Source organism: Brevundimonas sp. TWP2-3-4b1 (assembly GCF_049897665.1).
Taxonomy (GTDB): Bacteria; Pseudomonadota; Alphaproteobacteria; order Caulobacterales; family Caulobacteraceae; genus Brevundimonas; species Brevundimonas subvibrioides_B.
The window spans coordinates 54,629-79,526 of the sequence record NZ_JAFCWQ010000012.1; the positions used below are offsets into that span (position 1 = coordinate 54,629).

The 24,898-nt window shown below is 68.7% G+C and carries 28 protein-coding genes and 1 tRNA gene; 17 read left to right on the forward strand and 12 right to left on the reverse strand.

The window, feature by feature from the left end:
- Window positions 1–88: 88 nt before the first annotated feature.
- The 3 genes from ACP7A5_RS10700 (at window position 89) to recQ (ending at window position 3,919) form a co-directional block, all read left to right on the forward strand.
- Complete coding sequence (locus ACP7A5_RS10700; RefSeq protein ID WP_426041917.1) at window positions 89–1,186, forward strand: GSCFA domain-containing protein; 1,098 nt, start codon at window positions 89–91, stop codon at window positions 1,184–1,186.
- A gap of 148 nt (window positions 1,187–1,334) precedes the next feature.
- Complete coding sequence (locus tag ACP7A5_RS10705) at window positions 1,335–1,973, forward strand: thioredoxin domain-containing protein (RefSeq protein ID WP_426041918.1); 639 nt, start codon at window positions 1,335–1,337, stop codon at window positions 1,971–1,973.
- 71 nt (window positions 1,974–2,044) lie between these two features.
- The gene (recQ, locus tag ACP7A5_RS10710) at window positions 2,045–3,919 is read left to right on the forward strand and encodes a DNA helicase RecQ (RefSeq protein ID WP_426041919.1); all 1,875 of its coding nucleotides are present in this window, start codon (window positions 2,045–2,047) and stop codon (window positions 3,917–3,919) included.
- Here the strand turns inward: recQ and ACP7A5_RS10715 are convergent.
- Together ACP7A5_RS10715 and ACP7A5_RS10720 are read right to left on the reverse strand one after the other, a co-directional pair.
- The gene (locus ACP7A5_RS10715; RefSeq protein WP_426041920.1) at window positions 3,916–4,449 is read right to left on the reverse strand and encodes a phosphoribosyltransferase; all 534 of its coding nucleotides are present in this window, start codon (window positions 4,447–4,449) and stop codon (window positions 3,916–3,918) included. The two genes, recQ and ACP7A5_RS10715, sit on opposite strands and share 4 nt — an antisense overlap.
- The gene (locus tag ACP7A5_RS10720; RefSeq protein WP_426041921.1) at window positions 4,442–5,353 is read right to left on the reverse strand and encodes a zinc-ribbon domain-containing protein; all 912 of its coding nucleotides are present in this window, start codon (window positions 5,351–5,353) and stop codon (window positions 4,442–4,444) included. The genes ACP7A5_RS10715 and ACP7A5_RS10720 overlap by 8 nt, the downstream gene beginning before the upstream one ends.
- 77 nt (window positions 5,354–5,430) lie before the next feature.
- Here ACP7A5_RS10720 and ACP7A5_RS10725 point away from each other — a divergent pair, with 77 nt between their 5' ends.
- The 4 genes from ACP7A5_RS10725 to ACP7A5_RS10740 are packed head-to-tail and all read left to right on the forward strand — an operon-like array spanning window position 5,431 to window position 8,428.
- The gene (locus ACP7A5_RS10725; RefSeq protein WP_426041922.1) at window positions 5,431–6,141 is read left to right on the forward strand and encodes a cell division ATP-binding protein FtsE; all 711 of its coding nucleotides are present in this window, start codon (window positions 5,431–5,433) and stop codon (window positions 6,139–6,141) included.
- Window positions 6,138–7,070: a cell division protein FtsX gene (locus ACP7A5_RS10730; protein WP_426041923.1), complete on the forward strand. Its 933-nt coding sequence runs from the start codon at window positions 6,138–6,140 to the stop codon at window positions 7,068–7,070. Before ACP7A5_RS10725 ends, ACP7A5_RS10730 begins: the two co-directional genes overlap by 4 nt.
- A 9-nt stretch (window positions 7,071–7,079) precedes the next feature.
- On the forward strand, window positions 7,080–7,706 hold the full coding sequence (locus tag ACP7A5_RS10735; RefSeq protein ID WP_426041924.1) for a YdcF family protein: 627 nt from the start codon (window positions 7,080–7,082) through the stop codon (window positions 7,704–7,706).
- Window positions 7,703–8,428, forward strand: a complete 726-nt coding sequence (locus ACP7A5_RS10740; RefSeq protein WP_426041925.1) for a lysophospholipid acyltransferase family protein — start codon at window positions 7,703–7,705, stop codon at window positions 8,426–8,428. Before ACP7A5_RS10735 ends, ACP7A5_RS10740 begins: the two co-directional genes overlap by 4 nt.
- Window positions 8,429–8,440: 12 nt before the next feature.
- On the opposite strand, the gene hisC is transcribed toward ACP7A5_RS10740, so the two are convergent.
- The 6 genes from hisC to ACP7A5_RS10770 form a co-directional block, all read right to left on the reverse strand.
- A complete protein-coding gene (hisC, locus tag ACP7A5_RS10745; RefSeq protein WP_426041926.1) occupies window positions 8,441–9,538 on the reverse strand; it encodes a histidinol-phosphate transaminase in 1,098 nt (365 codons plus the stop codon).
- 30 nt (window positions 9,539–9,568) lie between these two features.
- Window positions 9,569–10,276, reverse strand: coding sequence for a hypothetical protein (locus ACP7A5_RS10750; RefSeq protein WP_426041927.1), 708 nt, complete (start codon window positions 10,274–10,276; stop codon window positions 9,569–9,571).
- Entirely contained in the window at window positions 10,276–11,325 is a 1,050-nt protein-coding gene (locus ACP7A5_RS10755; protein WP_426041928.1) for a DUF2125 domain-containing protein, read from the reverse strand. Before ACP7A5_RS10755 ends, ACP7A5_RS10750 begins: the two co-directional genes overlap by 1 nt.
- A gap of 393 nt (window positions 11,326–11,718) precedes the next feature.
- The gene (locus tag ACP7A5_RS10760; RefSeq protein ID WP_426041929.1) at window positions 11,719–12,303 is read right to left on the reverse strand and encodes a demethoxyubiquinone hydroxylase family protein; all 585 of its coding nucleotides are present in this window, start codon (window positions 12,301–12,303) and stop codon (window positions 11,719–11,721) included.
- The gene (locus ACP7A5_RS10765) at window positions 12,281–12,817 is read right to left on the reverse strand and encodes a disulfide bond formation protein B (protein ID WP_426038764.1); all 537 of its coding nucleotides are present in this window, start codon (window positions 12,815–12,817) and stop codon (window positions 12,281–12,283) included. Before ACP7A5_RS10765 ends, ACP7A5_RS10760 begins: the two co-directional genes overlap by 23 nt.
- A 169-nt stretch (window positions 12,818–12,986) precedes the next feature.
- Window positions 12,987–13,562: a YqaA family protein gene (locus ACP7A5_RS10770; protein WP_425989118.1), complete on the reverse strand. Its 576-nt coding sequence runs from the start codon at window positions 13,560–13,562 to the stop codon at window positions 12,987–12,989.
- 201 nt (window positions 13,563–13,763) lie between these two features.
- Here ACP7A5_RS10770 and hppD point away from each other — a divergent pair, with 201 nt between their 5' ends.
- Window positions 13,764–14,870 (forward strand): 4-hydroxyphenylpyruvate dioxygenase, encoded by a 1,107-nt coding sequence (gene hppD, locus ACP7A5_RS10775; RefSeq protein WP_426041930.1) that lies wholly within the window; start codon window positions 13,764–13,766, stop codon window positions 14,868–14,870.
- 187 nt (window positions 14,871–15,057) lie between these two features.
- Here the strand turns inward: hppD and ACP7A5_RS10780 are convergent, their stop codons facing one another.
- Complete coding sequence (locus tag ACP7A5_RS10780) at window positions 15,058–15,279, reverse strand: hypothetical protein (RefSeq protein ID WP_426041931.1); 222 nt, start codon at window positions 15,277–15,279, stop codon at window positions 15,058–15,060.
- A gap of 35 nt (window positions 15,280–15,314) precedes the next feature.
- On the opposite strand from ACP7A5_RS10780, the gene ACP7A5_RS10785 reads away from it, so the two are divergent.
- The 8 genes from ACP7A5_RS10785 (at window position 15,315) to ACP7A5_RS10820 (ending at window position 21,301) form a co-directional block, all read left to right on the forward strand.
- Entirely contained in the window at window positions 15,315–16,373 is a 1,059-nt protein-coding gene (locus ACP7A5_RS10785; RefSeq protein WP_426041932.1) for an isoaspartyl peptidase/L-asparaginase family protein, read from the forward strand.
- The gene (locus tag ACP7A5_RS10790) at window positions 16,370–16,846 is read left to right on the forward strand and encodes a methyltransferase family protein (protein ID WP_426041933.1); all 477 of its coding nucleotides are present in this window, start codon (window positions 16,370–16,372) and stop codon (window positions 16,844–16,846) included. The genes ACP7A5_RS10785 and ACP7A5_RS10790 overlap by 4 nt, the downstream gene beginning before the upstream one ends.
- Window positions 16,837–17,106 carry a hypothetical protein gene (locus tag ACP7A5_RS10795; RefSeq protein WP_426041934.1) on the forward strand — a complete coding sequence of 90 codons (270 nt, stop codon included), beginning with the start codon at window positions 16,837–16,839 and terminating at the stop codon, window positions 17,104–17,106. The genes ACP7A5_RS10790 and ACP7A5_RS10795 overlap by 10 nt, the downstream gene beginning before the upstream one ends.
- 108 nt (window positions 17,107–17,214) lie before the next feature.
- Window positions 17,215–17,964, forward strand: coding sequence for a hypothetical protein (locus tag ACP7A5_RS10800; protein WP_426041935.1), 750 nt, complete (start codon window positions 17,215–17,217; stop codon window positions 17,962–17,964).
- A gap of 38 nt (window positions 17,965–18,002) precedes the next feature.
- A complete protein-coding gene (locus ACP7A5_RS10805) occupies window positions 18,003–19,010 on the forward strand; it encodes a fumarylacetoacetate hydrolase family protein (protein WP_426041936.1) in 1,008 nt (335 codons plus the stop codon).
- Between the two features lie 97 nt (window positions 19,011–19,107).
- Window positions 19,108–19,650, forward strand: coding sequence for a DUF1453 domain-containing protein (locus tag ACP7A5_RS10810; RefSeq protein WP_426041937.1), 543 nt, complete (start codon window positions 19,108–19,110; stop codon window positions 19,648–19,650).
- Window positions 19,651–19,676: 26 nt separating this feature from the next.
- The gene (locus ACP7A5_RS10815) at window positions 19,677–20,429 is read left to right on the forward strand and encodes a hypothetical protein (protein WP_426041938.1); all 753 of its coding nucleotides are present in this window, start codon (window positions 19,677–19,679) and stop codon (window positions 20,427–20,429) included.
- A gap of 50 nt (window positions 20,430–20,479) precedes the next feature.
- Window positions 20,480–21,301: a hypothetical protein gene (locus ACP7A5_RS10820; protein WP_426041939.1), complete on the forward strand. Its 822-nt coding sequence runs from the start codon at window positions 20,480–20,482 to the stop codon at window positions 21,299–21,301.
- Here the strand turns inward: ACP7A5_RS10820 and ACP7A5_RS10825 are convergent.
- Window positions 21,298–22,341 carry an LLM class flavin-dependent oxidoreductase gene (locus ACP7A5_RS10825; protein ID WP_426041940.1) on the reverse strand — a complete coding sequence of 348 codons (1,044 nt, stop codon included), beginning with the start codon at window positions 22,339–22,341 and terminating at the stop codon, window positions 21,298–21,300. The genes ACP7A5_RS10820 and ACP7A5_RS10825 overlap by 4 nt on opposite strands.
- Window positions 22,338–23,276 (reverse strand): ATP-grasp domain-containing protein, encoded by a 939-nt coding sequence (locus ACP7A5_RS10830; RefSeq protein ID WP_426041941.1) that lies wholly within the window; start codon window positions 23,274–23,276, stop codon window positions 22,338–22,340. The genes ACP7A5_RS10825 and ACP7A5_RS10830 overlap by 4 nt, the downstream gene beginning before the upstream one ends.
- 154 nt (window positions 23,277–23,430) lie before the next feature.
- Between ACP7A5_RS10830 and ACP7A5_RS10835 the strand changes: the two genes are divergently transcribed.
- Window positions 23,431–23,515: transfer RNA gene (locus ACP7A5_RS10835), tRNA-Leu, on the forward strand.
- 5 nt (window positions 23,516–23,520) lie between these two features.
- On the opposite strand, the gene ACP7A5_RS10840 is transcribed toward ACP7A5_RS10835, so the two are convergent.
- Window positions 23,521–24,888 (reverse strand): DUF6880 family protein, encoded by a 1,368-nt coding sequence (locus tag ACP7A5_RS10840; protein ID WP_426041942.1) that lies wholly within the window; start codon window positions 24,886–24,888, stop codon window positions 23,521–23,523.
- Window positions 24,889–24,898 lie beyond the last annotated feature (10 nt).

Consider the following 24,898-nt stretch of genomic DNA (forward strand, 5'->3'; position numbering starts at 1 on the left):
ACGCTGGTGTCAGTCCTCCGGTTAACCGCAGGGCTGACATCGGCGTAAACGAAGGAATAGGATCGCGGTCAGACCGGAGGCCAGCACGATGACGATCAAGGGCGAGGACGCTTGGCGTAACGCAGCGGGGCGGTCGAACAGCCGTTGGTTCGATGACATCGAACGCTTCAATCACGCGCCGTCACGGGTCGCGCACGAGGCCAAATTTTCGATCGGGAGGACCGACCGCTTCTTCTGTCTTGGGTCATGCTTCGCCCGAAACATAGAAGAATATCTGATCTATAACGACATCGACGTGCTTAGTAAGCAAATCCTGTCGCCGAAAAACGAGTACTCTGACACGGTCAGGGCGAACGCCTTGGTGAACAAGTTCACGACGGCCTCCATCCTAAACGAAATCCGCTGGATCAGCGACACACCCGAAATGACCGCCCGCTTTTTCCTTGAGACGGCGAAAGGTTGGATCGATCCGCAACTGGGGCCTGGTCAGTTGCCCGTAAGTCTGGAGAGGGCGATCCAGCGCAGAACCTATCTGATGGCAGAATATTTCCCGAGGATCGCACGGGCCGATGTGATTGTGATGACGCTGGGCCTCAACGAAGTTTGGAAAGACGACGCGCAGGATCTCTATCTCAACATCGCACCTGGCTTCGCCGCGACGAGAAGGGAGGCGGCTCGCTACGTTCTGGAGGAGACCGACGTCGCAGAAAACATCAATGCTCTCGAAGAAATTTGTGGAATGATTTGGCGGCTGAACGCCTCGGCGCGCATTGTCGTAACAGTGTCGCCGGTTCCAATGCAGGAGACGTTCTCCGGACGAGACGTCCTGATTGCCAACACTGCATCCAAATCGACGCTGAGGGCGGCAGCAGAATCTATCGCGAGACGACATCAGGCCGTCGACTACTTCCCGTCGTTCGAGATGGTCACAGCGGGGCCTCGGGCGTTTGCCTACATGGAGGATTGTCTCCACGTAAACGACGCCGTGGTTGGCGCAGTGGTCCAGGCATTTCTCAGAAGCTATCTGGGCGAAGATGGTCGCGCGCCGCTCTTCACGGACCGAGCCTATCTCAGGGCGAACCCTGACGTCGAGTTGGCCGTGCGGGCGGGCCAGTTCGCATCCGGCTATGAACACTGGATCATATACGGTCGTGCCGAGGGGCGAACGGTGACCTTCGATGGCTGAACCCGCAGCTTGAGAAACGGACGCGGCGCCTGCAAAGGACCCGTTCAATGCTGGCGGGGATGGGCGGCCGAGCTGCCGGGTGCCAGGTTGACCGCAGCCAATTTTGTGGCAATCGGGACGACGCAGGCCGTCACCCAGGAGTTAGAAAATGTTCTTGCAAGCCGTCGCCTTGATCTTGGGGCTCGCCGCCGGCCCCATCCAGGCCGAAATGCCGCCCCCACCTGCGGACGGCGTGGCCCGACCGGTACCGCCAGTGACGGAGGACGAACTGGTCCTCGGCGATATCGACGCGCCGGTCACCATCATCGCCTACACCTCCCTGGTCTGCCGCAACTGTGCGGCTTGGCATGAGGAGGTTCTGCCGAGAATTATTGAGACTGAGATCGCGACCGGCCGCGCACGTCTGGTGTATAGGCAGTTGCCGACGGATCCGCGTGCAATTTCAGAGGTCGCCACCGGAATCGTCCAGTGCGCCGTACGCGAAAACCGGATGAACGTCGCGGGCGCCCTGTTCGACGCCCAGCAGACGATGATCGACGGCGGCCCCGTGATGGACTGGTACCTGGCCGGCATTGAGGCCAGCGGCCGCAACAGAACCGAGATCGAGGCCTGTCTCGCCGATCCGGCGACGATCCCTGCCCTGCGCGCGGTCCGGGCCAGCGGCATCGCTGCAGGCGTCACCACGATGCCCGAATTCTTCGTCAACGGTTCGCTCGTCGCCAGCGGGGCTCTCGACCACCTTCAGAGAGCAACCGAGGCGGCAATATCGGAGTCGCCGACCCTCTGACGGGTCGTCTGCGGTGTTCCCCTTCTGTTTCGGCGGATGACACCCGGGACCGGATCGGGCACAAACCGCCGATGCTCGCCGACTCACCCACCTCCCCGCCCGGCCTCGACGCCGCGCGGCAGACGCTGGAGCGGGTCTGGGGCCATGCCGACTTCCGGGGGCTGCAGGCCAGGGTCGTCACCGAAATCATGGCCGGCCGCGACGTCCTCGCCGTCCTCCCGACCGGCGGCGGCAAGAGCGTCTGCTACCAGATCCCGGCCATCCTGCGCCCGGGCCTCGGCCTCGTCATCTCCCCCCTGATCGCCCTGATGACCGATCAGGTCGAGGCGCTGAAGCAGCAGGGCGTGGCGGCGGCCCGGCTCGACTCCGGCCTGTCGCTGAACGAACGCACCGATGTCCTGCGCGCGGCGCAGTCCGGCGAACTGGACCTGCTCTATGTCTCGCCCGAAGGCCTGGCCTCCGGCGCCCTGACCGACCGTTTGCGCGACCTGCCCCTGTCGCTGATCGCCATCGACGAGGCCCACTGCGTCTCGCAATGGGGCCACGACTTCCGCCCCGACTATCGGACCCTCGGTCGCCTCGGCGAACTCTTCCCCGGCGTCCCCCGCATCGCCGTCACCGCCACCGCCGACGCCCGCACCCGCGACGACATCCTGGCCTCGCTCCGCCTCGAGCACGCCGCCGTCTTCGTCGACAGTTTCGCCCGCCCGAACCTGCAGCTCTCGGCCATTCGCAAGGAGAGCGCCTCGCGCGCCAGGACCGACGCCCACGTCATCGAACTGGTTCGGGCCCGACGCGGCCAGTCGGGCGTCGTCTATTGCGGCAGCCGCGACGGCTGTGAACGCGTCGCCGACGCCCTGAAATCCGCCGGGACCAACGCCATCGCCTATCACGCCGGAATGCCGGGCGGAGAGCGCGACAGGCGGCTCGAACGGTTCCTGGCCGAAGACGGCGCCGTCATGGTCGCGACCATCGCCTTCGGCATGGGGGTCGACAAGGCCGACGTCCGCTTCGTCATCCACGCCGATCCGCCCGGTTCGCTGGAGGCCTACTGGCAGGAGATCGGCCGCGCCGGCCGCGACGGCGAACCGGCCGAGGGCATCACCCTCTACGGCCCCTCCGACATCGCCTGGACCCTGAAGCGTCTCGACAGTCGCCCGATGGCCGAGGAGGTCAAACAGGTCCAGACGCGGAAAGCTCGCCAGCTGTTCGCCATGCTGGACGGCGCGACCTGCCGGCCCCAGGCCGTGCGGCGCTATTTCGGGGAAACCGACGCCGGCCCGTGCGGCGTCTGCGACGTCTGTTCCGACCCGCCCGCCCTCTATGACGCCACCGTCCCGGCCCAGAAGGCGCTCGCCGCCGTCCAGCGCCTCGGCGGCCGCTTCGGCAAGGGGCGGATCGTCGACCACCTGCTGGGCAAGACGAAAGACGTCCAGCCGTGGGAGAGCGACCTCTCCACCTGGGGCATCGGCAAGGAGATCTCGCTGGGCGGCTGGCGCGACATCGTCGACCACCTGATGTTCGAAGGCCTGCTGCTGGAGGATCCCAACGACGGCAAGCCGCTGGTCGGCCTCGGCGACGCCGAACGGGTCCGCGCCGTCTATCGCGGCGAGATCGCCGTCGAGGTCCGCCGCACCCCGCCGGGTTCCGACACCGGCCGATCCGCCAGCCCGAGGAACCGCACCCGCAACGACCGCAACGCCGCGGTCGAGGCGCTCGACGCCGACGTCCGCGCCCGTTTCGAGACCCTGCGCGCCTGGCGCCGCGACCGCGCCGCCGAACAGCACGTCCCGCCCTATGTCATCTTCCAGGACAAGACCCTGCTGGAGATCGCCCAGCGCGAGCCGGGCTCGCTCGACGCGCTCGCCGCCATCTCCGGCGTCGGCCAGACCAAGATCGACCGCTACGGCAAGGGCGTCCTGGCCGCGCTGACGGGCGCGGATTAATCCAGCGCGCAGATGTCCGGCAGGCCGCGCAGGGCGCCGGCGTGGTCCAGACCGTAGCCGACCAGGAACCGGTTCGGCGCCTCCCAGCCGACGAAGTCCGGCTCGGGTGCACGGGGCTTCGGCCAGGGCTTTCGGGCGAAGACGCAGGTCACGACCTCGGCGGCCCCTGCCTCCCTTGCATGCCGCACGGCCTCGGCCAGCGACAGGCCGGTATCGAACACGTCGTCGAGGATCAGCACCTTGCGATCCGTCAGCGACCGCTGGAACGGCGCATGCACGTCGATCCGGCCACGGCTTGACTTTTCGTCTCCGTAGGACGCAAGCCACAGGGCGTCGAACCGGACTTGGCGTCCGTTCCGCGACAGGGCCCGCGTCAGGTCGGCGGCGAACCACAGGCCGCCGGTCAGCAGCACCGCCGCCACGGTCTCGTCGTCGATGACCGGGGCGATCCGTTCGGCCAGATCGGCGACGATCCGGCCGATCTCGGCTTCGGAAAGGAGGACGGTGGGCGTCGGGGGAGCTTCAGCCATGCGAGGCGGATACCGCCTCGGCCCCATGGCTGTCGATAGACTCATGCGTCGGCGCGGCGGGGACCGGGGTCGCGTCGATCGGCTCGGCATGCATCGTCGGGGCCTCCTCGATCATGGCGGGCCGCAGGCCGTGCTCGTCGGGCGTCGGCAAGGGCCGGGCGCGGGCGGCGGGCGCGGCCTCCGTATGCGCGGCCGGTCCGGCTCCCGCCCTGGCGAAATCGACGCCGACATCGACGCCATGCGCGCCGGGGTCGCGGATCAGGGCGGCGAAGCCCTGGACCCCGCCCGGAAGGACGGGGGCACCGTCCAGCTCGATCAGGGCATACCCGACCTCGGCCCCATGGGCGTCGAGCAGGGCGACCCGGACCGGCGGCGCGACGATCTCGCGATCCCTGACGTTCCGAAGGGCGCCGGACACCATCACCATGTCCGGCCGTTCGGCCACGGCCTTGGCGGTCAGGGCCTCGAACTCGAGCCCGGTCGGGTTCACCGGCGTCCCGACCATGGCGTAGGCGGCTGCGGCCCGGGGATACAGTTCCACCACCTCGACCCGGAACAGCCAGCCGGCGCCGATCAGGCCGACGAACAGGCTGGCCAGACCGGCCCAGACCGCGCCATGGGTCGCGGCACGGCGCAGCCGACGCTGTTGTTCGGCCCGGGCACGGAAGGCCTTGGGCAGTTCGGGCGCGGGGATCTCGGGCGAGACCGGCGGCGCGTCCTCAAAACTCCTGGACTCCTGAGCGAGGATCGGTTCGCTGGCCGCCGTCAGCTCCAGCGGTTCGTCGCTGGGCATGCCGTGCCAGACATGGGCGCAGGACTGGCAACGCACCTTGCGGCCGCCGGGCGGAATGGCGCCGTCGGGGGCAAAATAGCTGGTGGCGCAGGACGGGCAGGTCAGTATCATGGTCGCTGACTGCGAGGCCGCTCGCCGGCCCCCTCCTGTCGGAACGCAAAGCGGTCCGGTCCTAACGAAAACAATCGATGCTTCAGTCGCCCCGTCGCGCCGCCGAATCCGCGCCTTCGCCCGAAACCGTCCGCCTGTCGGCGGTCGGGTTCGGCTATGCCGAATCGCCCGGCGTGCTGCGGGACGTTAACCTCATCCTGCCGCGTGGCTCTTTCCACTTCCTTACCGGCGCGTCGGGAGCGGGAAAGTCTTCGCTGCTGCGTCTTCTGACCCTCGCCGACCGGCCCGAGGAAGGCCGCATCGCCCTGTTCGGAGAAGACGTCACCGGGATCACGGCCCGCGACCGGCCCGCCTGGCGTCGGCGCATGGGGGTCGTGTTCCAGGACTTCCGTCTGCTGGATCACCTCAGCGTCTTCGACAACGCCGCCCTGTCGCTGCGGGTGCGGGGCGGCAAACGCAGCGACTACGCCGCCGACGTCGAGGAGATGCTGGCCTGGGTCGGGCTGGGCGATCGCGCCGACGCCCTGCCGACCGCCCTGTCCGGCGGCGAGAAACAGCGCCTCGCCATCGCCCGCGCCGTCATGGCCAAACCGGACCTGATCCTGGCCGACGAACCGACCGGCAGCGTCGACCCGGCCATGGCCGACAGACTGCTGAAACTGTTCCAGGCGCTCAATACGCTGGGCGCCACCGTCCTGATCGCCAGCCACGACGAAGATCTGGCCAGGCGGTCGGGCGCGCGCCGGCTGCAGTTGCGCAATGGCCGCATCTCGGGGGTCGCGACGTGATCCGCTGGTCCACCCTGTTCGGCTCCGGCCCGCGAGCCCGACCGGTCCGGCCCGAGAGCGGTCTCCTGCCGCGCGACGCGGCCGGGGAGCGCTGGCTGGCCGCGGTCATCGCCGTCCTCTGCTTCCTCGCCTGCCTCGCCGCCGTCGGCGCGGTCGCCGCGGACCGGGCGGCGCACGGATGGGCCCGGGAACTGCGGGCCGAGGCCACGGTCCAGGTCCGTCCGCGTGTCGGTGAGAGCGGCGCCACCTCAGCCGCCCGCGCCGCCGAGACCCTGGCCGGCGTCAACGGCGTGGCCGAGGCCGCCGCCATGGACCGCGAGACCGCCGAGGCCCTGCTGCGTCCGTGGATGGGCGAAGCCGTGCTGGCCGACCTGCCCCTGCCCTATCTGGTCACCGTCCGCCTGGACCGCAGCGCGCCCGCCAGCGCCCTGACCCTGGGCCGCGCCCTGGCCGAGGCAGGGCTGGACGCCACGGTCGACGACCACAGCCTGTGGCGCGGCGAGGTCGAACGGTCGGCGACCCTGATCACCGTCCTGGCGCTCGCGGCCTTCCTGACCACGGCCTTCGCGGCGGGGGCGGCCATCATCTACGCCGTCCGCGCCGGCATCCAGGCGCGCCGTTCGGTGATTGAGACCCTGAGCCTCTCCGGCGCCACCGACGCCGCCATCGCCTGGTTGTTCCAGCGCCGCTACGCCCTGCTGGCCCTGGTCGCCGGCGCGGCCGGAACGGCGACAGCCATCGCCCTGCTCGCCCTCCTGCGCGCGCTCGGCGGATCCGAAGGCCTGACCCCCGCCCTGCCCGTCGCCTGGGCCGATATCCTGATGCTCTCGCCTTGCCCGCTGGTCGCCGCTACGGTGGCGCTTGTCGCGGCACGACTTGGCGCCGGACGGGCGATGGCGAGACTTGGCGCGTCCCAGGTCGGCGGCTAGAGATTAAGCATGAAGTTTCTGGCGCTTGTCGGGATCGTGGCCCTGATCTGGCTGGTGGGGCTGTTCGCCTTCGCCGACCGGGTGCGCGGCTTCACGCCCGCGCCGGAGCCGGAACGCGCCGACGGCATCGTCGCCCTGACCGGCCCTTCCGCCGAGCGGGTCAACGCCGCCATCCGCCTGCTGGAACAGGACAAGGGCGAGCGGGTCCTGATCTCAGGCGTCAACCGCGAGGTCCGCCGCCAGGAACTGCGGGAGCTGACGCCGGGGTCCAACCGCCTGTTCAACTGCTGCGTCGACCTGGGCTTCGAGGCCGAGACCACGAACGGCAACGCCCAGGAAATCGCCGCCTGGGCCCGCGCCAGGGGCTATGACAGCCTGATCGTGGTCACCTCCGACTACCATATGCCCCGTTCCATTCTGGAACTGCGCAGCGCAGCGCCGGATCTGGAGCTGACGCCCTATGCCGTCTCGACGCCGTCGCTGGACAACTCGCGCTGGTGGCGGGCGGCCGTCACGGCGAGACGGATGACGCTGGAATACGTCAAATACCTCGCCGTCCTCGGCCGGGAGACCTTGCACAGGGTCACCGGCCACGACGAGCGGCCGACGGCCGAGAAGGAAGCGGCGCCCGCGTGAAGAGCCTCCGCACATTCCTGTTCGTTGTCTGGTTCTACCTGTCGATGGCCGCCGTCGCCGTAGGCCTGTCGCCGGCTCTGCTGATGGGTCACCGCCAGGCGATGGGCGTGGTCCATATCTGGGCCCGGACGGCTCTTTGGGGTTACCGCTGGATTGCGGGCGTGAAGGTTCAGACCCTGGGCCGTGAGCATCTGCCGACCGGCGGCGCCCTTGTCGCGTCCAAGCATCAGGGGCTGCTGGATTTCGTCGCCCTGATCGCGGTCCTGCCGGACCCCTGTTTCGTGCTGAAGAAGGAGCTGACGCACATGCCCTTCCTCGGCTGGTTCGGCGTGAAGACCAGAATGATCGCCGTGGATCGCGACGGCCACGCCAAGGCGCTGAAGGACATGGTGCGTCAGGCCCGCGAGCGGATCGCCGAGGGCCGTCAGGTCATCATCTTTCCCGAAGGCACTCGAGCTGAAGTGGGCGCCGTGCCCGAGTACAAGCCCGGGATCGCCGCCCTCTACCGCGATCTGGAGGTCTCCTGCATTCCGGTCGCGACAGACTCCGGCGTCTGGTGGCCGGCGGAAGGGTCCATTCCGCAGGGCGTGGCCACCTTCGAATTCCTCGAGCCCATCCCCGCCGGACTGAAGCGCGCCCCCTTCATGGAGGAACTGGAGGGGCGAATCGAGTCGGCCTCGAAAGCCCTGCTGTCCCAAAGCGCGGTGGCGCCCCGCCTCTAGCCGCAAGGTCGATCAGCTCGCTGCGAACTCGCTCAGAGCGTCGATGACGGCGCGGTTCTGGTCTTCCGTGCCGACGGTGATGCGCAGGCCGTCGTGGATGCCGTAGCCTCCGACCGGGCGAACGATGATGCCTTTGGAGTTCAGGTAATCGCTGGCGGCCGCCGCGTTCCGCTTCTCGTCCTTGAACAGGACCAGGACGAAGTTGCCGGCGCTCGGCAGGACCTCGAAACCGAAGCCGCGGATGGCCTGGGTCAGGCGCGGGCGCCAGGTCTGGACCATCTCGCGCGACGCTTTCTGGTGCGCCTCGTCGCCAAGGGCGGCGGTCGCCGCCTCGATGCCCGGGATGGACACGTTGAACGGCAGGCGGATGCGGTCCACCGCCTCGGCCACGCCAATCGGCGCGTAGCCGAAGCCGACGCGCAGGCCGCCGAGGCCGTGGATCTTGGAGAAGGTGCGGGTGACGACCACGTTGGCCGCCTCGCGGGCAAGCGGGAAGGCGGTCTCCCAGTCGGCCTCCGTGACGAACTCGGCATAGGCCTCGTCAATGACCAGCACGATGCGTGGCGGCAGGGCCTCGTGCAGGCGGCGGATTTCCTCGCCCGAATTGTAGCTGCCGGTCGGGTTCGACGGGTTGGAGACGTAGACGATCCTGGTCCGCTCATCGACCTCGGCCAGCAGCGCGTCGACCTCGGCCTTGTAGCCCGGTTCCGGCGCCAGCTTGACCTGGGCCTCGCAGCCGAGGGCGCTGATCCGGTAGGCGAGGAAGCCGTACTGGCCGGTGACGATATTGTCGCCCGGCGTCAGATAGGCCTGGTTCAGCAGGGCGAAGACCTCGTCCGACCCGTTGCCGAAGATCAGCCGCTCGGGCTCCAGACCGTGGTGTTCGGCGACCGCCGTGCGCAGTTTGGTGGCGCGGCCGTCGGGGTAGATGTGGATGTTCTTGATCGCGGCCTCATAGGCTTCGCGGGCCTTGGAGCCGGCGCCCAGGGCGTTCTCGTTCGACGACAGCTTCATCGGCTCGGCGATGCCGATGATCGACGACTTGCCGCCGACATAGGGGGCGATGTCGAGGATGCCCGGCTTGGGCGCGGGCGCGATGATCTCGGTCATGGGGGCGGTCTTTCGGAACTCGGGGAGACGTCAGAACAGAGGAGCTGAGCCGATGACGCCGGACAGCGAACCAGGCGCATGGTTCAGCCGTCCGTCTTCGGCCTGCACATAGCCCGCCAACATGAACAGCTTCAAGCCGCTGGCGGAGGCAAGCGGTTTGCCGACGAAGCCGCAAGCGGCCAGCGCCTCGACGATACGGCCATCGGACATTCCCGAATCGGTCACCCAGAAGGTGCGGTCCTCGCCGGTCGGGCCGGTTGGCGCGGCGGCGATCATGAGCGTCGAAGGGAGGCCGTGGCGGTCGTCAGGCAGGGCGGCGATGACCCGCAACCCGGGCCGGGCCAGCAGCTTGCCCCACCAGGGATGGCCGGTCGCGAGGTCGATCAGGGCGCGGGCGCCGGACGCGGCCCGGGCCAGGGCCGCGTCGGGGTCGGCGACCGCCTGGGCCGACAGTCCGAACCGGTCGGCGGCCAGCAGTTGGGCGGCGGCGCCGGCGACGACCATAGCCGGACCGGTGCGGGCCTCGATCCGCCCCCAGAGGGCGCGGAGCATGGCGGCTTGATGAGGATCGTAGGCCTCGGCCAGCAGGGCGCGCAGGGCGAGGGTGGACGCATCGGGCGAGGGGTCGGGCCCGACAGCCAGCCGGTCGGTCAGGGCCTCGATCAGGGCCTGATCGAGCACCAGCCGGTCGGTATCGACCCTGGGCTCCTCCAGCAGGGCTCCGTGCTTTCTCGCCATCAGAACAGCTTGGGCGCCGGGACGATGGCGAAGGGGCCGAGGAAGGTGCGGCCGTCGCGGAAGGTCAGCTCCAGCGCCATGTCGTCGTCGCCCCGCACGGCGGTGGCTGCGGCGGCCCCGGCCGCGCCCACGCGATTGACAGAGTCCGATCCCGAACGCGCCAGCCCGGCGATGGCGGCCATCGGCTTGACCGCCTGGAGTGAGACCACGCCCTGCAGACGGCCGTCGGCATTGGCCGACAGGACCTCGCTGGACAGGGTGGCGCGGCTCTCGCCCGCCGACAGCTCGCCACGCACGGCGGTGAAGCGTCCACCCGCGCGGGTCCAGGCGGCGAAGACTCCGGCCGCATCCGCGCCCTGGAGCCGGTCGGCGTCTTCGATGACCGTTTCGATCTGCGCGGTCAGCTTGCCGTTGCGGGCCATGCCCTCGACCGGGCCGCCGGGGCGACCCTCCGCGTCGATCAGGCGGAACAGGACGTCGACACTGGTGTCGACGCCGGGCGAACCGGCGGGCGCCAGATGGGGCCGCAGATAGAGTTCGGCCTTCTCCGCGCGGGAGATGGGGAAGACCTCGGCCCCCTCATGCGAGGTGAACTCCGGCTTCGCCATCTCGATGGCGACATTGGGCCAGCGCTGGGTCAGGCCGTGGACGCTGGCGCGGATGAACTGGCCACGTACGGCGACCTTGCCCTTGCCCGGGCGGGTCAGGACCAGGCCTTCGTCGACGACGAGCACCCATTTGTCGGGATTCCAGGCGTTGGCCTCGGCGGCCAATTCAGGCGCGGCGACGGCCAGGCCCGACGGCGCGGTGATGGAGACGTTCCCGGCGCCCAGCCGGACGCGGAACGGCCAGCCCGAGGTTCCCAGCGCGGTATAGGTCACATCCCATCCACCGGCGCGCATCGCCTCGACCCGCTGATCCAGCTGGTTGCGGACCTGACCGGCCAGCACGAACCACCAGATGGACCAAGCGATCAGCACGATCAGGAACAGGCCGATCGGCGCGAACAGACCGGAGCGTTTGTGGCGGATCGGCGGAGCGTCGGTCATCGTGGCCTTTGGCGAGCAAACGGGAAATGAAGTCCGAATAGTCCGGGAAGTCGGGACAACCGGACTCCCCGAAACGGAGTCTGGATAGTCTGTAGAGTGCGGAACGTTTGCCTGAGCAATAGGCGTCAAGACGGGCGGATATGGGGCTGGAACAATTCGGCGGCAAGCTGCCGCACGGCTCACTGAACGGCATCGTCATCGTGGTGCGGCCGTTCTGATCCGATCAGCGAAGGCAGACCGCCATGGAGACCCGGTCGCTGCATCAGCGTCCACTGAGCGATTCTATCCAGGCGGTCGTTCGCGACCGTCGTGGCGCATGAGCGCTCGGCGGAGAGTGGGGTGGTGACGTTCGAGCAGTGACCGCTTCCTGCTCCCGCAAGGGGAGAAGGGAGGCTAGACCCGCTCCGACACCTTGATCGCCACCCGGCATCCCGCCTTGATCACAGCGCTGAGCAACCGATACCCCGGCGCCTCCCGGCTGCCATGCGCCACCGCGTGGTCGTGGTGTTCCAGCTCTTCGTCGCGGAATTTCGTCAGCTCCGCCGCCAGTTCCGGCTCGCGGTCCGCCAGCTCGGCGATCTGATCGGCGTAGTGTTGCTCGATCACGCTCTCCACCGCCTCGGTGCAGGCATGGGCCGCCTTCTCGCCCATCAGGGCCGTCGCAGCCCCCAGCCCGGTCGCCGCCAGGGACCACAGCGGCAGTATGGCAGTCGGCCGCACGCCGTGTTGTGTCAACAAGGCATCGAAGCGCGCCTTGTGCACTGCTTCGCCCGCCTGCATCTCGACCATGTCGGCGGTGATCGCCGCCTTGCCGCGCACGCCCTCGAAGACCCTTGCCTGGGCCTCGTAGATCTTCACGGCCCCAAACTCCCCGGCGTGATCGACGCGCAGGATCTCGGCCATCCGCGCGCGCATCGCTCCCCGCCCCGGACGGGGCAAAGCCGTGCGGCGGGGTTCAGTTGCGAGGGGCTCTGGCATCCTTGGGCCTCTTGGCGGCGAGCAGGCTGATCCCTGCAAGCGCAGCGGAGATCAGGGCGTTCCATCCTGCCATAGACAGGCCGAGGAAGCTCCACGTCACCGCGTCGCACAGGGCGATCCGGACGGCCGGACCGGTGCCCAGCGCCAGCGAGGTCAGGCCTTCCAGGTCCGCGCCCGCGCCGCCGCCGGCGCAAAGCGCCGGCAGGTCCCACCACTTCAGCTCACCCCCGGCATGAAAGCCGGCGGTGATCGCGCCGGTGGCAAAGACGGCGAACAGCAGGAAGGCGGCGATGCGCGGCGTGCCCCGGCGCGACTGACTGATGAGGGCCCAGAGCGTGGCCACGAGTGAGATGGCCACCGCGCCCCAGAACACCTCGCGCTGTTTGAGGCAGAGGTTGCAGGGGCTGAGGCCGGCGAACCGCTCGAACGCATGGGCTGCGCCCAGCATCGCCAGCGAAATCGCCAAGGCGAAGGCGGTCCACCAACGGGTCAGGAGACGATAGGCGCTTCTCATAGTCTCGTTCTTAGACCGACCCTGAGCGTCCGTCGATCCAATCCTCCCCCATCGGGGGAGGTGGCGCAGCGCGCCTTCGCGACGTGACGGAGAGGGCCCACGCCACACTCGGCGTCCGGAGCCGGCCCCCTCCACCATTTCATGGTCCCCCTCCCCCGACGGGGGAGGATCACAGAAGCTTCAGCGCAAGGAATCCGCCGACCAGCAGGACAAGGGCGATCACGAACGACAGGACCAGCCGCTTCTCGACGATCGCCAGCATGGACGGTCCCCAGGTCTTGAGAATCCAGGCCTCGAGGAAGAACCGCCCCGATCGGGTGATGGCCACGGCCAGGATGAACAGACCCAGATGGAAATGGGCCATGCCGGCGGCGATGGTCACCAGCTTGAACGGGATCGGCGTCAGGCCCTTGCCCAGGATGACGAGGAAGCCGTTCGACGCGAACCATGACTGATAGACGCTCATGTCCATGCCGTGGCCGAAGAACTCGAGCAGCCGCACGGCCACCGGCTCCAGGAAGACGCCAATCGCATAGCCCAGCAGTCCGCCCAGCAGCGATGCGATCGAACAGACCGCCGCATAGCGATAGGCCCGATCCGGCCGCGACAGGATCATCGGCGCCAGCATCACGTCCGGCGGGATGGGGAAGAACGACGCCTCGGCGAAGGACACCACCGCCATGGTCTTCTCGGCATAGGGCTTGCGCGCCTGTTCGAAGACCCAGTCGTAGAGTTTGCGCAGCATGAGCGTCCCCGGAGATCGACTCCAGCCCTAGCAATGAACGGGATCGCCGGTCCATCCGCCTCGGCGCCGCATCGTCGGTCTTTCCATCGTGATCATCCCCGACTTGGCTTGTCGTCCCGGCACCACTAGGTTCCGCGCCAATCGACCGGCCCCGCCCTCAAAAAGCATGATCTGGTCCCGCAACATTGCAGGAGACGCCCCATGGACGATCTGACCGCACGCACGGCTGACGCCACCATTCCCGCCTACGAGAACCCGCTGGGCGTCGACGGCTTCGAATTCGTCGAGTTCACCGGCCCCGATCCCCAGTCGATGATCAAGCAGATCGAGGTCATGGGCTTCGTCCAGACCCATGTGAACCCGAAGAACGGCGTCGTGCGCATGAAGCAGGGCGACATCACCTTCCTGGTCCATACGAAGCCGGAAGGTCACGCCGGCGAGTTCGCGCGCGATCACGGCCCCTCGGCCAACGGCATGGCCTTCCGGGTCAATGATGCGAAGAAGGCCTATGACGAGGCCGTCGCCCGAGGCGCCCATCCGGCCGACGCCCACGACGGCGGGGCCCTGGGCGAAGGGGCCTATGTCCTGCGCGGCATCGGCGGGTCGCTGCTCTATATCATCGACGCCTATGGCGAGACCGGCTCCCTCTACGACAGCTGGGACGAGATCGAGGGCTGGGAGGAGGCCGAGCGCAAGAACAACGTCGGCCTGCACCTGCTGGATCACCTGACCCACAATGTGAAGCGCGGCCAGATGCGGACCTGGTCCGGCTTCTACGGCGACATCTTCGCCTTCGAGGAGCAGAAATATTTCGACATCAAGGGCAAGGCGACAGGCCTCTTCTCCCAGGCGATGATCGCGCCCGACCGCGCCATCCGCATCCCCCTGAACGAGAGCCAGGACGACAACTCCCAGATCGAGGAATATCTGCGTCGCTATAACGGCGAGGGCATCCAGCACATCGCCCTGGCCACCGACGACATCTTCGCCACCGTCGAAACCATGCGCGAGCGCGGCGTGGTGTTCCAGGACACGATCGAGACCTATTTCGAACTGATCGACAAACGCCTGCCCAACCACGGTCATGACGTCGAACGCATGCGCAGGAACCGCATCCTGATCGACGGCTCGGACGAGGAGGGCCTGCTGCTCCAGATCTTCACCCAGGACACCTTCGGGCCGATCTTCTTCGAGATCATCCAGCGCAAGGGCAACGAGGGCTTCGGCAACGGCAATTTCCAGGCCCTGTTCGATTCCATCGAGCTGGACCAGATCCGTCGCGGGGTCATCAAGGTCGACGCCAATTAAGATCGCGCCTCCCTCCTGGCTGCCGTTCCTCGGCCCGCTCGTCGCGGCCGTGGTCGGGGGCCTGATCGGACAGTGGCTCCAGATGGGCTTCTGGCCCGTCCTGGCCGGCGCCCTGATCGGCGGCTTCGCTCCGATCCTGGCCTATCGCGTCTGGAAATGGTCGCATCACAAGCGCGAGCCGTAGGTGTCAGACCTCGACGAGATCCAGCCTGCGTTCCACGCGCTCCATACGCCGTTCGAACATGTCCATGCGGCGGTTCATGCCGGCCATATTCTCTTCCATGCCGGTTACCCGCACCTTGATCAGATGCATGTCTTCCTTGATGGCGGAGACATCTGTTTCAACACGACCCAACTGGTGCTGGATTTTCTGGAGCAGCGGCACGACGATGTCGGTGACCTCGGACATAGCCAAAATATAGCGCGAACAGGGATGACACGCCAATGCACAATCTAAAGACGCGCTCGCTCGCGATGTTCGCCGCCTTGGCTCTCGCCTCCCCCGTCGCCGCGCAGGACCGCCCCCAGTGGTCCTTCGCCATTCACGGCGGAGCGGGCGTCATCGAGCGCGCGAACCTGTCGCCGGAACAGGACGCCGCCTATCGCGCCGCCCTCACGCGGGCGCTGGAGGCCGGCGCCGAGGTCCTTCGCAACGGCGGCGAGGCGCTCGACGCCGTCGAGGCCGCGATCCAGCTGATGGAGGACGATCCCCTGTTCAACGCCGGACGTGGGGCCGTCTTCACCGCCGCCGGCCGCAACGAACTGGACGCCGCTGTGATGAACGGCTCGGACCTGACCGCCGGCGCCGTGGCCGGCCTGACCACCACCCGCCACCCGATCGCCGCCGCCCGCGCGGTGATGGAGCAGTCGCCCCACGTCATGCTGATCGGCTCGGGCGCCGACGCCTTCGCGGCCTCGCAGGGGCTGGAGCAGGTCGATCCCTCCTTCTTCTTCACCGAGCGCCGCTGGCAGGGGCTGGTGAAATTCCTGACCGACAACACGCTGCCGATCCCCGAACGGCCCGCCGGCGCCCCGCCCGCCGGCATGGCCTCGCTGGAGCCCGCCCCGCCCCTGAACGAGCGCAAGTTCGGCACCGTCGGCGCCGTCGCTCTCGACAGTCAGGGCCACCTCGCGGCCGGCACCTCCACCGGCGGCACGACCGGCAAGCGCTGGGGCCGGGTCGGCGACGTGCCGGTGATCGGCGCGGGGACCTATGCGTCCAACCGCGACGGCTGCGCGGTTTCCGCGACCGGCGACGGCGAATTCTACATCCGCGCCTCGGTGGCGCGCGACATCTGTTCCCGCATCGCCGACGGCGCGACCGGTCAGGTCGCAGCCCAGGCCGAGGTCGACGACGCCCTGTCGCTGGGCGGATCCGGCGGGGTCATCGTCATGGACGCGCAAGGCCGCCCCGCTTTCGCCATGACCACCACCGGCATGTACCGCGGCTCCATCCGCGCCGACGCCCCCGCCGAGGTCGCCATCTACGGCGACGAGCAATGACGGCGCCGCGCCCCGAAGTTTCCGGCGTCCTCGCCCCGCCGCCGCTGATCTTTATCGGCTTTCTGATCGCGGGCTGGGGTCTGGGCCGCCTGGTCGGCGAGCCGTCTCTCGGCCTCGACGCCCCGATCCGGCGCGGCCTCGCCATCGCCGGCCTGGTGATCGGCCTCGGGATCGAGGGCTGGGCCGTCGGCCTGTTCCGCCGCGCCCGCACCGCCCCCGAACCATGGAAGCCGACCACGGCCCTGGTCACCGACGGCGTCTATCGATTCACGCGCAACCCCATCTACCTGGGCTTCGCCGTCACCTTTCTGGGCCTGGCCATCGGCCTCGACAGTCCCCTGACGATCCTGTTCCTCCTGCCCTGCCTCGTCGTGATCGACCGCTTCGTGATCCAGCGCGAGGAACGCTATCTGGCGGGTCTGTTCGGCGCCGCCTACGACGCCTACCGCTGCCGGGTGCGCCGGTGGCTGTGACGCGGCCCGACGAACTGACCGTCATGGCGCAGGAGGAGCTCAATGCCGCCTGCGCCCTGACATGGCCCGAGCTGAAGCGGATCACCCCCTGGGGCGACAGTTTCGAAGGCTTTGCCCCATCCGGACGCACGGTCGAGATAGAGCGCCGCTACCTGTGGGCCCTGGATCCCGAGGGCGCCATCATCGTCGAGGTCGAGGTGCGCGATGCTGCGGCCCGCGAAGGCGTCGAGACGCGCGCCATCCTGCACGCCCCCTCCTGAACCGCTGAACCCACAACCTTCACCTTGCGCCATTAACCTTTTCCGTGGTCAGGCGCTGGCCCCTGCGCCATGATCGCACGGCGTTCGGCGACAGTGGGGGAACGGGCCTTGTATCCATCGGATTTCGAAGCAGCCGACGCCGTCTTCACCCCGAACCAGGACAACCTGTTCCTGGGCCTGCCGCCCCTGCTGGCCCTGATCCTGTTCCTGCTGTTGCTGGCCATCGCGGCGGGCATGTTCTTCCTCGGCCGCTGGCATGCGGACCAGTCAGGCAGCAGTGACGCCGATCGCGCGCCTGACGACATCCACCGCGCCATCCTGCACGCCTCCATGGCCGCCATGGCCGCATCGTCCGACGAGCTGAAGGCGCGCGCCAAGGCCCTGCGCGCCGCTATCGACGATCACCTCGGCCCGGTGCTGGAGGTCGGCAAGGGCGTCAACGGAACAGTCAAGGATCTGGATGCGGCGCTGAAGGGGGAGATCCGGGAGACCAGGCCGGACGACAGGGGCCATGGCCACGGACACGGCGGTGATCATCACCCGGCCGTACAGGCGGGCGTCCCGCCGGTGACGGTGAACCAGATCTTCGTCGGCGGCCCGCCCCCTCCTCCCCATGGGGTCCACGACGACGGCCACACGGCCGAAAAGCCGAATCGTGAGCCGAAGCCCGAGACCCGGCCCATGACCGGCCCGGAACAGGTCGAGGCCCTGTCGAAGGCGGTCCGCGCCTTCCACGACCACTGGTCACGCGGCCCCGAGCGCGTCCGGGAACTGCGCGAGGCGCGTCGCGCCCTGTCGCGCCGCCCGTCATTCGCCGCCCTGCGCGCGACAGACGGGCGGGCGAGGGACCGCCACTGACAGTTTGCAGGCGAGCCGAAAACGCCTAGCCTGAACTCATGAAACTCGCCTCGCTCAAGCACGGCCGTGACGGTCGCCTCGTGGTCGTCTCCTCGGACCTCGCCTGGTTCACCGACGCCTTCCTGATCGCGCCCAGCCTGCAGGCGGCGCTCGACGACTGGGAGCGTTGCGAGCCCAGGCTCCGCGCCCTGGCCGAAAGCCTCGATCACGAGGCCGTGCCGCGCGGACGCTTCCATGAGCGCGACGCCGCCGCCCCCCTGCCCCGCGCCTATCAATGGGCGGATGGTTCGGCCTATGTGAACCACGTCGAACTGGTGCGGAAGGCGCGCGGCGCCGAGATGCCCGCCAGCTTCTGGACCGACCCCCTGATGTACCAGGGCGGCTCCGACCACTTCATGGGCGCCCGCGACCCGATCCTGCTCGCCGACGAAAGCTGGGGCTGCGACCTGGAGGCCGAGATCGTCGTCGTCACCGGCGACGTGCCCCAGGGCATCTCATCTGAGGAGGCGCGCGGCTGTATCCGCCTCGTCGGCCTCGTCAACGACGTCTCCCTGCGCAACCTGATCCCCGGCGAGCTCGGCAAGGGCTTCGGCTTCGTCCAGTCCAAGCCGGCCTCGACCCTGTCGCCCGTCTTCGTCACCCCCGCGGCCCTCGGCGATCGCTGGAAGGACGGCAAGCTGTCCGGCGCCCTGTCAGTCCAGTTGAACGGCAAGGCCTTCGGCGCCGCCGACGCGGGCGTCGACATGACCTTCGACTTCGGCGTCCTGATCGCCCACCTCGCGAAGACCCGCAGCCTGGGCGCGGGCACGATCATCGGCTCGGGCACCGTGTCGAACAAGGGTGCCGACGGGGGCCCGGGCAAGCCGGTCGATCAGGGCGGCCACGGCTATTCCTGCATCGCCGAGATCCGCACCGTCGAAACCATCACCGGCGGCGCGGCCGTGACCCCCTTCCTGAAGCACGGCGACACCGTCCGCATCGAGATGCTCGACGACAGGCATCACTCGATCTTCGGGGCCATCGAACAGGTCGTGCAACCGCTCTGAGGACTCCCTCTCCCCCTGCGGGAGACGGAAACGACTGCGGCGGCTTGCCGCGCTTTCACCCTCTGGGGTAGCGTTCGCCGAGCTTCGGGGAACAACCATGACGCCGCAACAGTACGCACCGCTCATCGCGCTCGTGATCATGCTGCCGCTGATCCTGCTCAGAAACCGCGCGCCCCGGACGCTGCGACCGAAATGGATCTGGGTCACCCCGGCCATCATCGTCCCCCTGATGGGTCTGGCCCTCTGGGGCGCCAGTATGGAGCCCGGTGCCGATCACACGCCGTTTGACGTGACCGCCTGGGCCATTCTCGCCCTCGGCCTCTCGCTCGGCTGCGCGGCGGGCTGGTGGCGCGGCAAGATGACCACCATCCAGCGGGCCCCCGACGGCACGCTGAAGGCCCAGGCCTCGCCCCTCGGCATCATCCTGATCATCGGCCTTTTCCTCGGCCGCAGCACCCTGCGGTCGCTGCTGGAACCCCACGCCGCCGCCTGGCATTTGAATGCTTTGGCCATCGCCGACGCCTTCCTGGTCTTCGTCGTCGGTATGATTGTCGTCCAGCGGATCGAGATGTTCATCCGCGCCCGCCGCGTGCTCGCCGGCGGAACCGACAGCCACGTCGCGGCCGCCCCTGCCGCCTGATCCGTTCCCCAGTTGAGAGTGAGCGTATGCGTCTGAAAGCCCTTGCCTCCCTGATCGCCCTCGCCGGCGCCGGATCCGCCCTGGCCCAGGACGCGACCGCCGACTGGGAAATGGTCCGCCGGCCGGACCAGAAGTCGGTCATGGCCTTCATGCCGATGGACTCCGGTCTGACCGTGGCCTTCCGGTGCGTCGACGGAGTCTATGGCGCGGTGATCGCCGGCCTGCCCCCGGCATCCCGCGGCGCCCGGACCCGTGTGCTGCGGATCGGCATCGGCGACGACGAGCCCCACGAGACCGTCTGGAACGTGACCACCGATCTCACGGTAGCCGTGGCCGACTATCCCGCCCCTCTGGCGCGGGAAGTCCGGGAGGGCGGGCGCGTCAGCATCCTCATCCCCAACGGCGCGGGCGACGGTCGCAACCTTCGCCACGATCTCGAGCTGCCTGCCTCCCCGACCGCCATCGACGAGACCCTGACCGCCTGTGACCGGCCTACGATCGATCCGCGCGACGAACTTCTGCCCGAGATCGAGGAGGACGGCCTGCCGCGCGGCGTGACCTGGGCGCGCGAGCCTCGTCCGCGTTATCCCCGAACCAACTACGCCGAGGGCTCGGCATACTGTCCTGCGTGGTCCAGCCCGACGGCGGGCTGGAACAATGTGTCGTCGAATCCGAGTTCCCGGTCGACGGCGCTTTCGGACGCGCCGCCCTCGCCGCGATCAACAACGCCCGCATCGTCAGCCCGGGCAAAACGCCGGGCCAGTATGCGCCCCGCATGATCGCCTTCCGCAACGTCTTTCGGATGCGATAGCCGATGATCGGAATCCGCATGCCCAGAGCCCTCATCGTCGGCGCGCTGGCACTACTGCTCGCCGCCCCCGCCTCGGCCCAGGACAGCGAAGACTGGGACTTCGGCCACGACGCCGATCGGGACCTGACCATCGCCGCCGTCACTTTCGACAATTTCGGCGTCGCCGTCCGCTGCTTGGACCAGACTCTCAGCGTCGTCGTCTCCGGCGTTCAGGCGGTCGAAGGGGAACAGAACATTCGCTTCTCCATGGCCGACAATGCCGAGGCCGACACCGCATGGGTCGGCTCTCGAAACGGGACCTCCCTGTTCAGCATCTGGCCCGCCTCGATCGCGGCCTTTCTCCGTGAAGGGGGCCGGCTATTCCTCGGAGTATCAGACGGAGAACGGGTGCGCCGCATGGCGGTCGATCTGCCCGCGTCGCCGTCGGCGATCGACCGCGTCTTCGCAGCGTGCGAGCGGGAGATCCCTGGCCGGGGACAAGCGCAGGTCGACAGCGAGAGCCTCGTCGGCCTGCGCTGGCGGGACATCCCCCAGCCGGTCTTCCCGCCCCGGACCGGGTCCGCGTCCGGGATCGCCGCCCTGCGATGCACGACGGATGCCAATGGCGCGCCCCGCGACTGCCGGGTCGAAAGCGAATTTCCGGAGGGCGGAGGCTTCGGCCGCGCCGCCGTTCTGGGCGCGCACCGCAACGGTCGGGTCGCCCTCGCTGCCGGCGCGACAGGCGAGATCGGCGCCCGCTTCATCGCCTTCGTGGTCCGCTACAATGTGGCGTCCATCGAACTCCAACCGCCGTCGCGCCTCGGCAACGATCGCGCGACCAGCCGCCCTCCTGGAAATTAGTTCGGCCGGATCACCTGGCCCGAGAACCGTTCCATCTCTTCTTCCTGCGGCGACATCTGCAGCAGGACCAGGTCCAGACCGGCGGCCTCGAACTCTTCCATCCGCGCACGGACGGTCTCGGGCGTGCCGACGAAGCCGGGGCGCAGACCGCGGTTCGAGACGCTGTACTCGCGGATCTTCAACTCCCGCTCCAGCTCGGTCCCCGACAGCCACTGGTCGAAGTTGGCGAAGCCCGCCGGCGGCGTTCCATCGGCCAGCCCGGGGATGGTCGTGATCCGCTCCAGCTCACGCTCGGCCTCGGCCTCGGTGTCGCGCACGATGGCATAGCCGGCCATGCCGTACGACATCGGCGGCAGGCCGAAACGCTCGCGCCGTTCGCGCATGTCGGCGATCCTGGCCGCGATATGCTCGGGCTCGTCGCCGTGCATGACATAGGCGTCGCAGTGTTTCGCGATCAGGGTCTTGGCCGCCTCCGACTCGCCGCCGGCATAGATGACCGGGCGCGGCCGCTCGGGGGTAGAGGTCGGCTTCGGCTCCACGATCGCGTCCTGCAGCCTGTAGTATTGGCCTTCGAAATCGACGCGCTTCTCGGTCCACAGGCGCGACAGCACGGTCAGCCACTCGGCCGTCCGGCCATAACGATCGTCGTGCTGGTCGAACTGCAGGCCGTAGGATTCCGCCTCCTTGGCCCACCACGACGAGACGACGTTCAGGGCCAGCCGTCCGTTCGAGATCCGGTCGATATTGGCCGCCTGTTTGGCGAACAGGGCCGGCTGGTGGAAGTTCGGACGGACCGCGACCATCAGCTCGATCGTCTCGGTCACCGCCGCCAGCGCCGCCGCCGTGGACCAGGCGTCCAGCGCCGGTGCCTCGATGCCCTTGATGTCGTTCAGGTTGAGCTCGGCGATCAGGGTCAGGTCATAGCCCAGGGCCTCGGACCGCTTGACCAGCCGCGACGCATTCTCCCACGACGCCTCCCGCTCATCGGCGACATTGCGCAGCCAGCCGCCGAAGACGGGGGCCCAGTATCCATACCTCATGCGCGCTTCGCCTTTTCTTCCGCCACAATGTCCTTGAGCCAGTCGACCAGATCGTCATGCGGGTCGAAGCCCAGCACCTCGACCGGTCTGGCGACGAAGTTCGATAGTCCGTTGATGTCGTAAAACAGGACCGACCCGTCCCGGTCGTCGATCAGATATTCGACGCCCCCGACCTCCAGCGCGCCCGCGACGGCCAGCCGCTCGACCGCCTCGATGATCTCGGGCGGCGGCGTCGTCTTCGTCATGGTCAGGGTCGGCGCCCCCGGCCGCACCTGACAGGCGTCGGCGGGGCACAGATCAAAGGCGTCGCCCGGGCTCTCGATATCGATGGCGTATAGATATTTGCCGTTCAGCGTCTCGACCCGCGTGATCTTGCCGTCCCGGCGCGGCGCATATTCCTGGATCAGGGAGAGACCGTTGACCCCGACCGGGCACCATTTCTCGCCCGCCGCCTCGGCCAGCTTTTCGGGGTCGTCATAGCGGGTGATGCCGGCCCCGGCCCCGCCGATATCGGCCTTGACCAGCACCGGATAGCGCAGCCCCTCGGCCGCCCCCGGAATGTCCGCCTGCCGGTGCGCGACCCGCGTCGCCGGCCCCTTCAGGCCCAGCCGGGCGATCAGGGACATCTGCCGTGCCTTGGACGTGTCGATGTTCAGGGCGGAGGCGTTGACCACCCGCGTCCCCTGTCCCTCCCAATGCTCGAACAGGCTCTGGGCGTAAAAGATCGGATGCTCCGGCTCCCGCAGGAAGGACGACATCGCCACCCTCGAGAACACCACCGTCGCCGGCGCCGGCGACCCGGCCGGATCGAAGGTGCTGTCACCCAGCGGGACCTTCACATGGCTGACCCCGTGCCGGTCCAGGGCCGCGAACAGCGGCTCGAACCATTCGGGATGCTCATAGACGATGGCGAGGTCGGCGAGAGGCTCGGTCATGGCGGGGATGTGCGTTACACCATGATGGAACGCAAGGGGCGCAGCTGAGAATCTGGCTCAAGCAGCGAGCGACCGCGTCGCGAGCGGTAGCCCACAAAAAATGGTAGGGTTGCTGTAGCGCGAGGCCTTCCCTCGCTCTACAGCAACCCTGCGGGCCCCGGTGGTGGAACTGGTAGACGCGCCGGACTCAAAATCCGGTTCCGAAAGGAGTGCCGGTTCGACCCCGGCCCGGGGCACCAAATTCTCAGCGCCACCCTCGCCGCACCGGGCGCGCCGCCTCTTCCAGAGCCAGCAGGAACCCGTCCTGTCCGTCGTCGCCGGTCTGGGCGGCCAGCGCTGCGGCCTGCTGGACCAGATGCTCGATCTCCTCGCCCCCGCGGCTCAGCGCCAGCCGCGTCAGGGCCACCGCCCGCGCCCGCAACAGCACCAGGGCCGCCGCCGGATGCCGCCCCTCCAGCCGCGACGCCCACAGCGGAACCTCATCGGCCGAGCCGCGCAGGTCGCCGGCCCGCACCACCACCATCTCCCCCGCCTCGCGCAGCGCCGGCCAGGTCATCAGGAACCTCAGGCCCGCCGTCGCGTCGGGGTAGGCGGCGGCATGGGCGAAAGCGCGGTCCAGGGCGACGACGTCCTCGAAATCGGCCAGTTTGGCGATCTCGGCCCGCAGCGGCGCCTCGGCCAGGGTCCGCTCGAACAGCATCCAGCGCGCATCGCTGGCGCCCTTCGCATCGCCCTCGGCCTCCAGCACGGCGATCTCGGCGGTCAGCCAGTTTTCCGGCGGAGGCGGCGGCGGTTCCGGTTCACGCCGGCCCCAGCGTGACGCCTCGACCGGCCGCGGCCGCGACGCTTCCAGCGCCGCCCGCGCCTCTCCCGCCCGTCCCGCCTCGGCCAGCCGTCGCGCGATCTCGGCCCCGATTTCCGGCTTGCCCCGATCCTCCTCCGGCAGCGAGGAGACCCAGGCGTCCAGGTCGCCCGCCCGGTCCGCCAGCTTCCTCACCACCAGCGCCAGCCGCCCGGTGGGCCTGGGCCTCCCCTGGGTGATCCCGAGCAGCAGGGCCTGCGCCAGGGGCCTGCTCAGCCCCGCCGCCCCGCGCCCGATCCAGCTTCCCCATTCCGACAGTCGCGTATTCAGCGCCTCGATCAGGATCGGCGCCGCCACCTCCGCCCCCGCCAGCGAGGCCGTCGCAGCCAGTTCCGTCGCTGACCCGTCGAACAGCAGGGCCAGCTCGCCCTTTGGATCCTTCACCCGCGCGGCCAGCCCCGGATAGAGGTCGAACCAGGCCACCAGCCGGTCCAGCCCCAGCCGCGCATCCATGGCCGCCAGCCTGTCCACAATGATCCGGCGGACGGTCGCCAGGTCGGCCAGCAACTCCGGCCGCTTCCGCGACGACACCCGGGTCCGGCTACCCGCCAGGGTGTTCAGCCGCTTGTCGATCTCCAGCGCCAGATCGGCCGCACCGACCTCGGCCGCCAGCTCCATGCGCAGCCGCCGCTTCCAGCCCGCGTCCTCGCCCGCCATCTCCATCAGCAGATCGGCCAGACGCGCGTCCCCGAGCGCCTTCAGGTTCGCCGCCGACAGGGTCTTCTTCGCCGTCGCCGGTCTCTTCGCCATGGATCGCCTT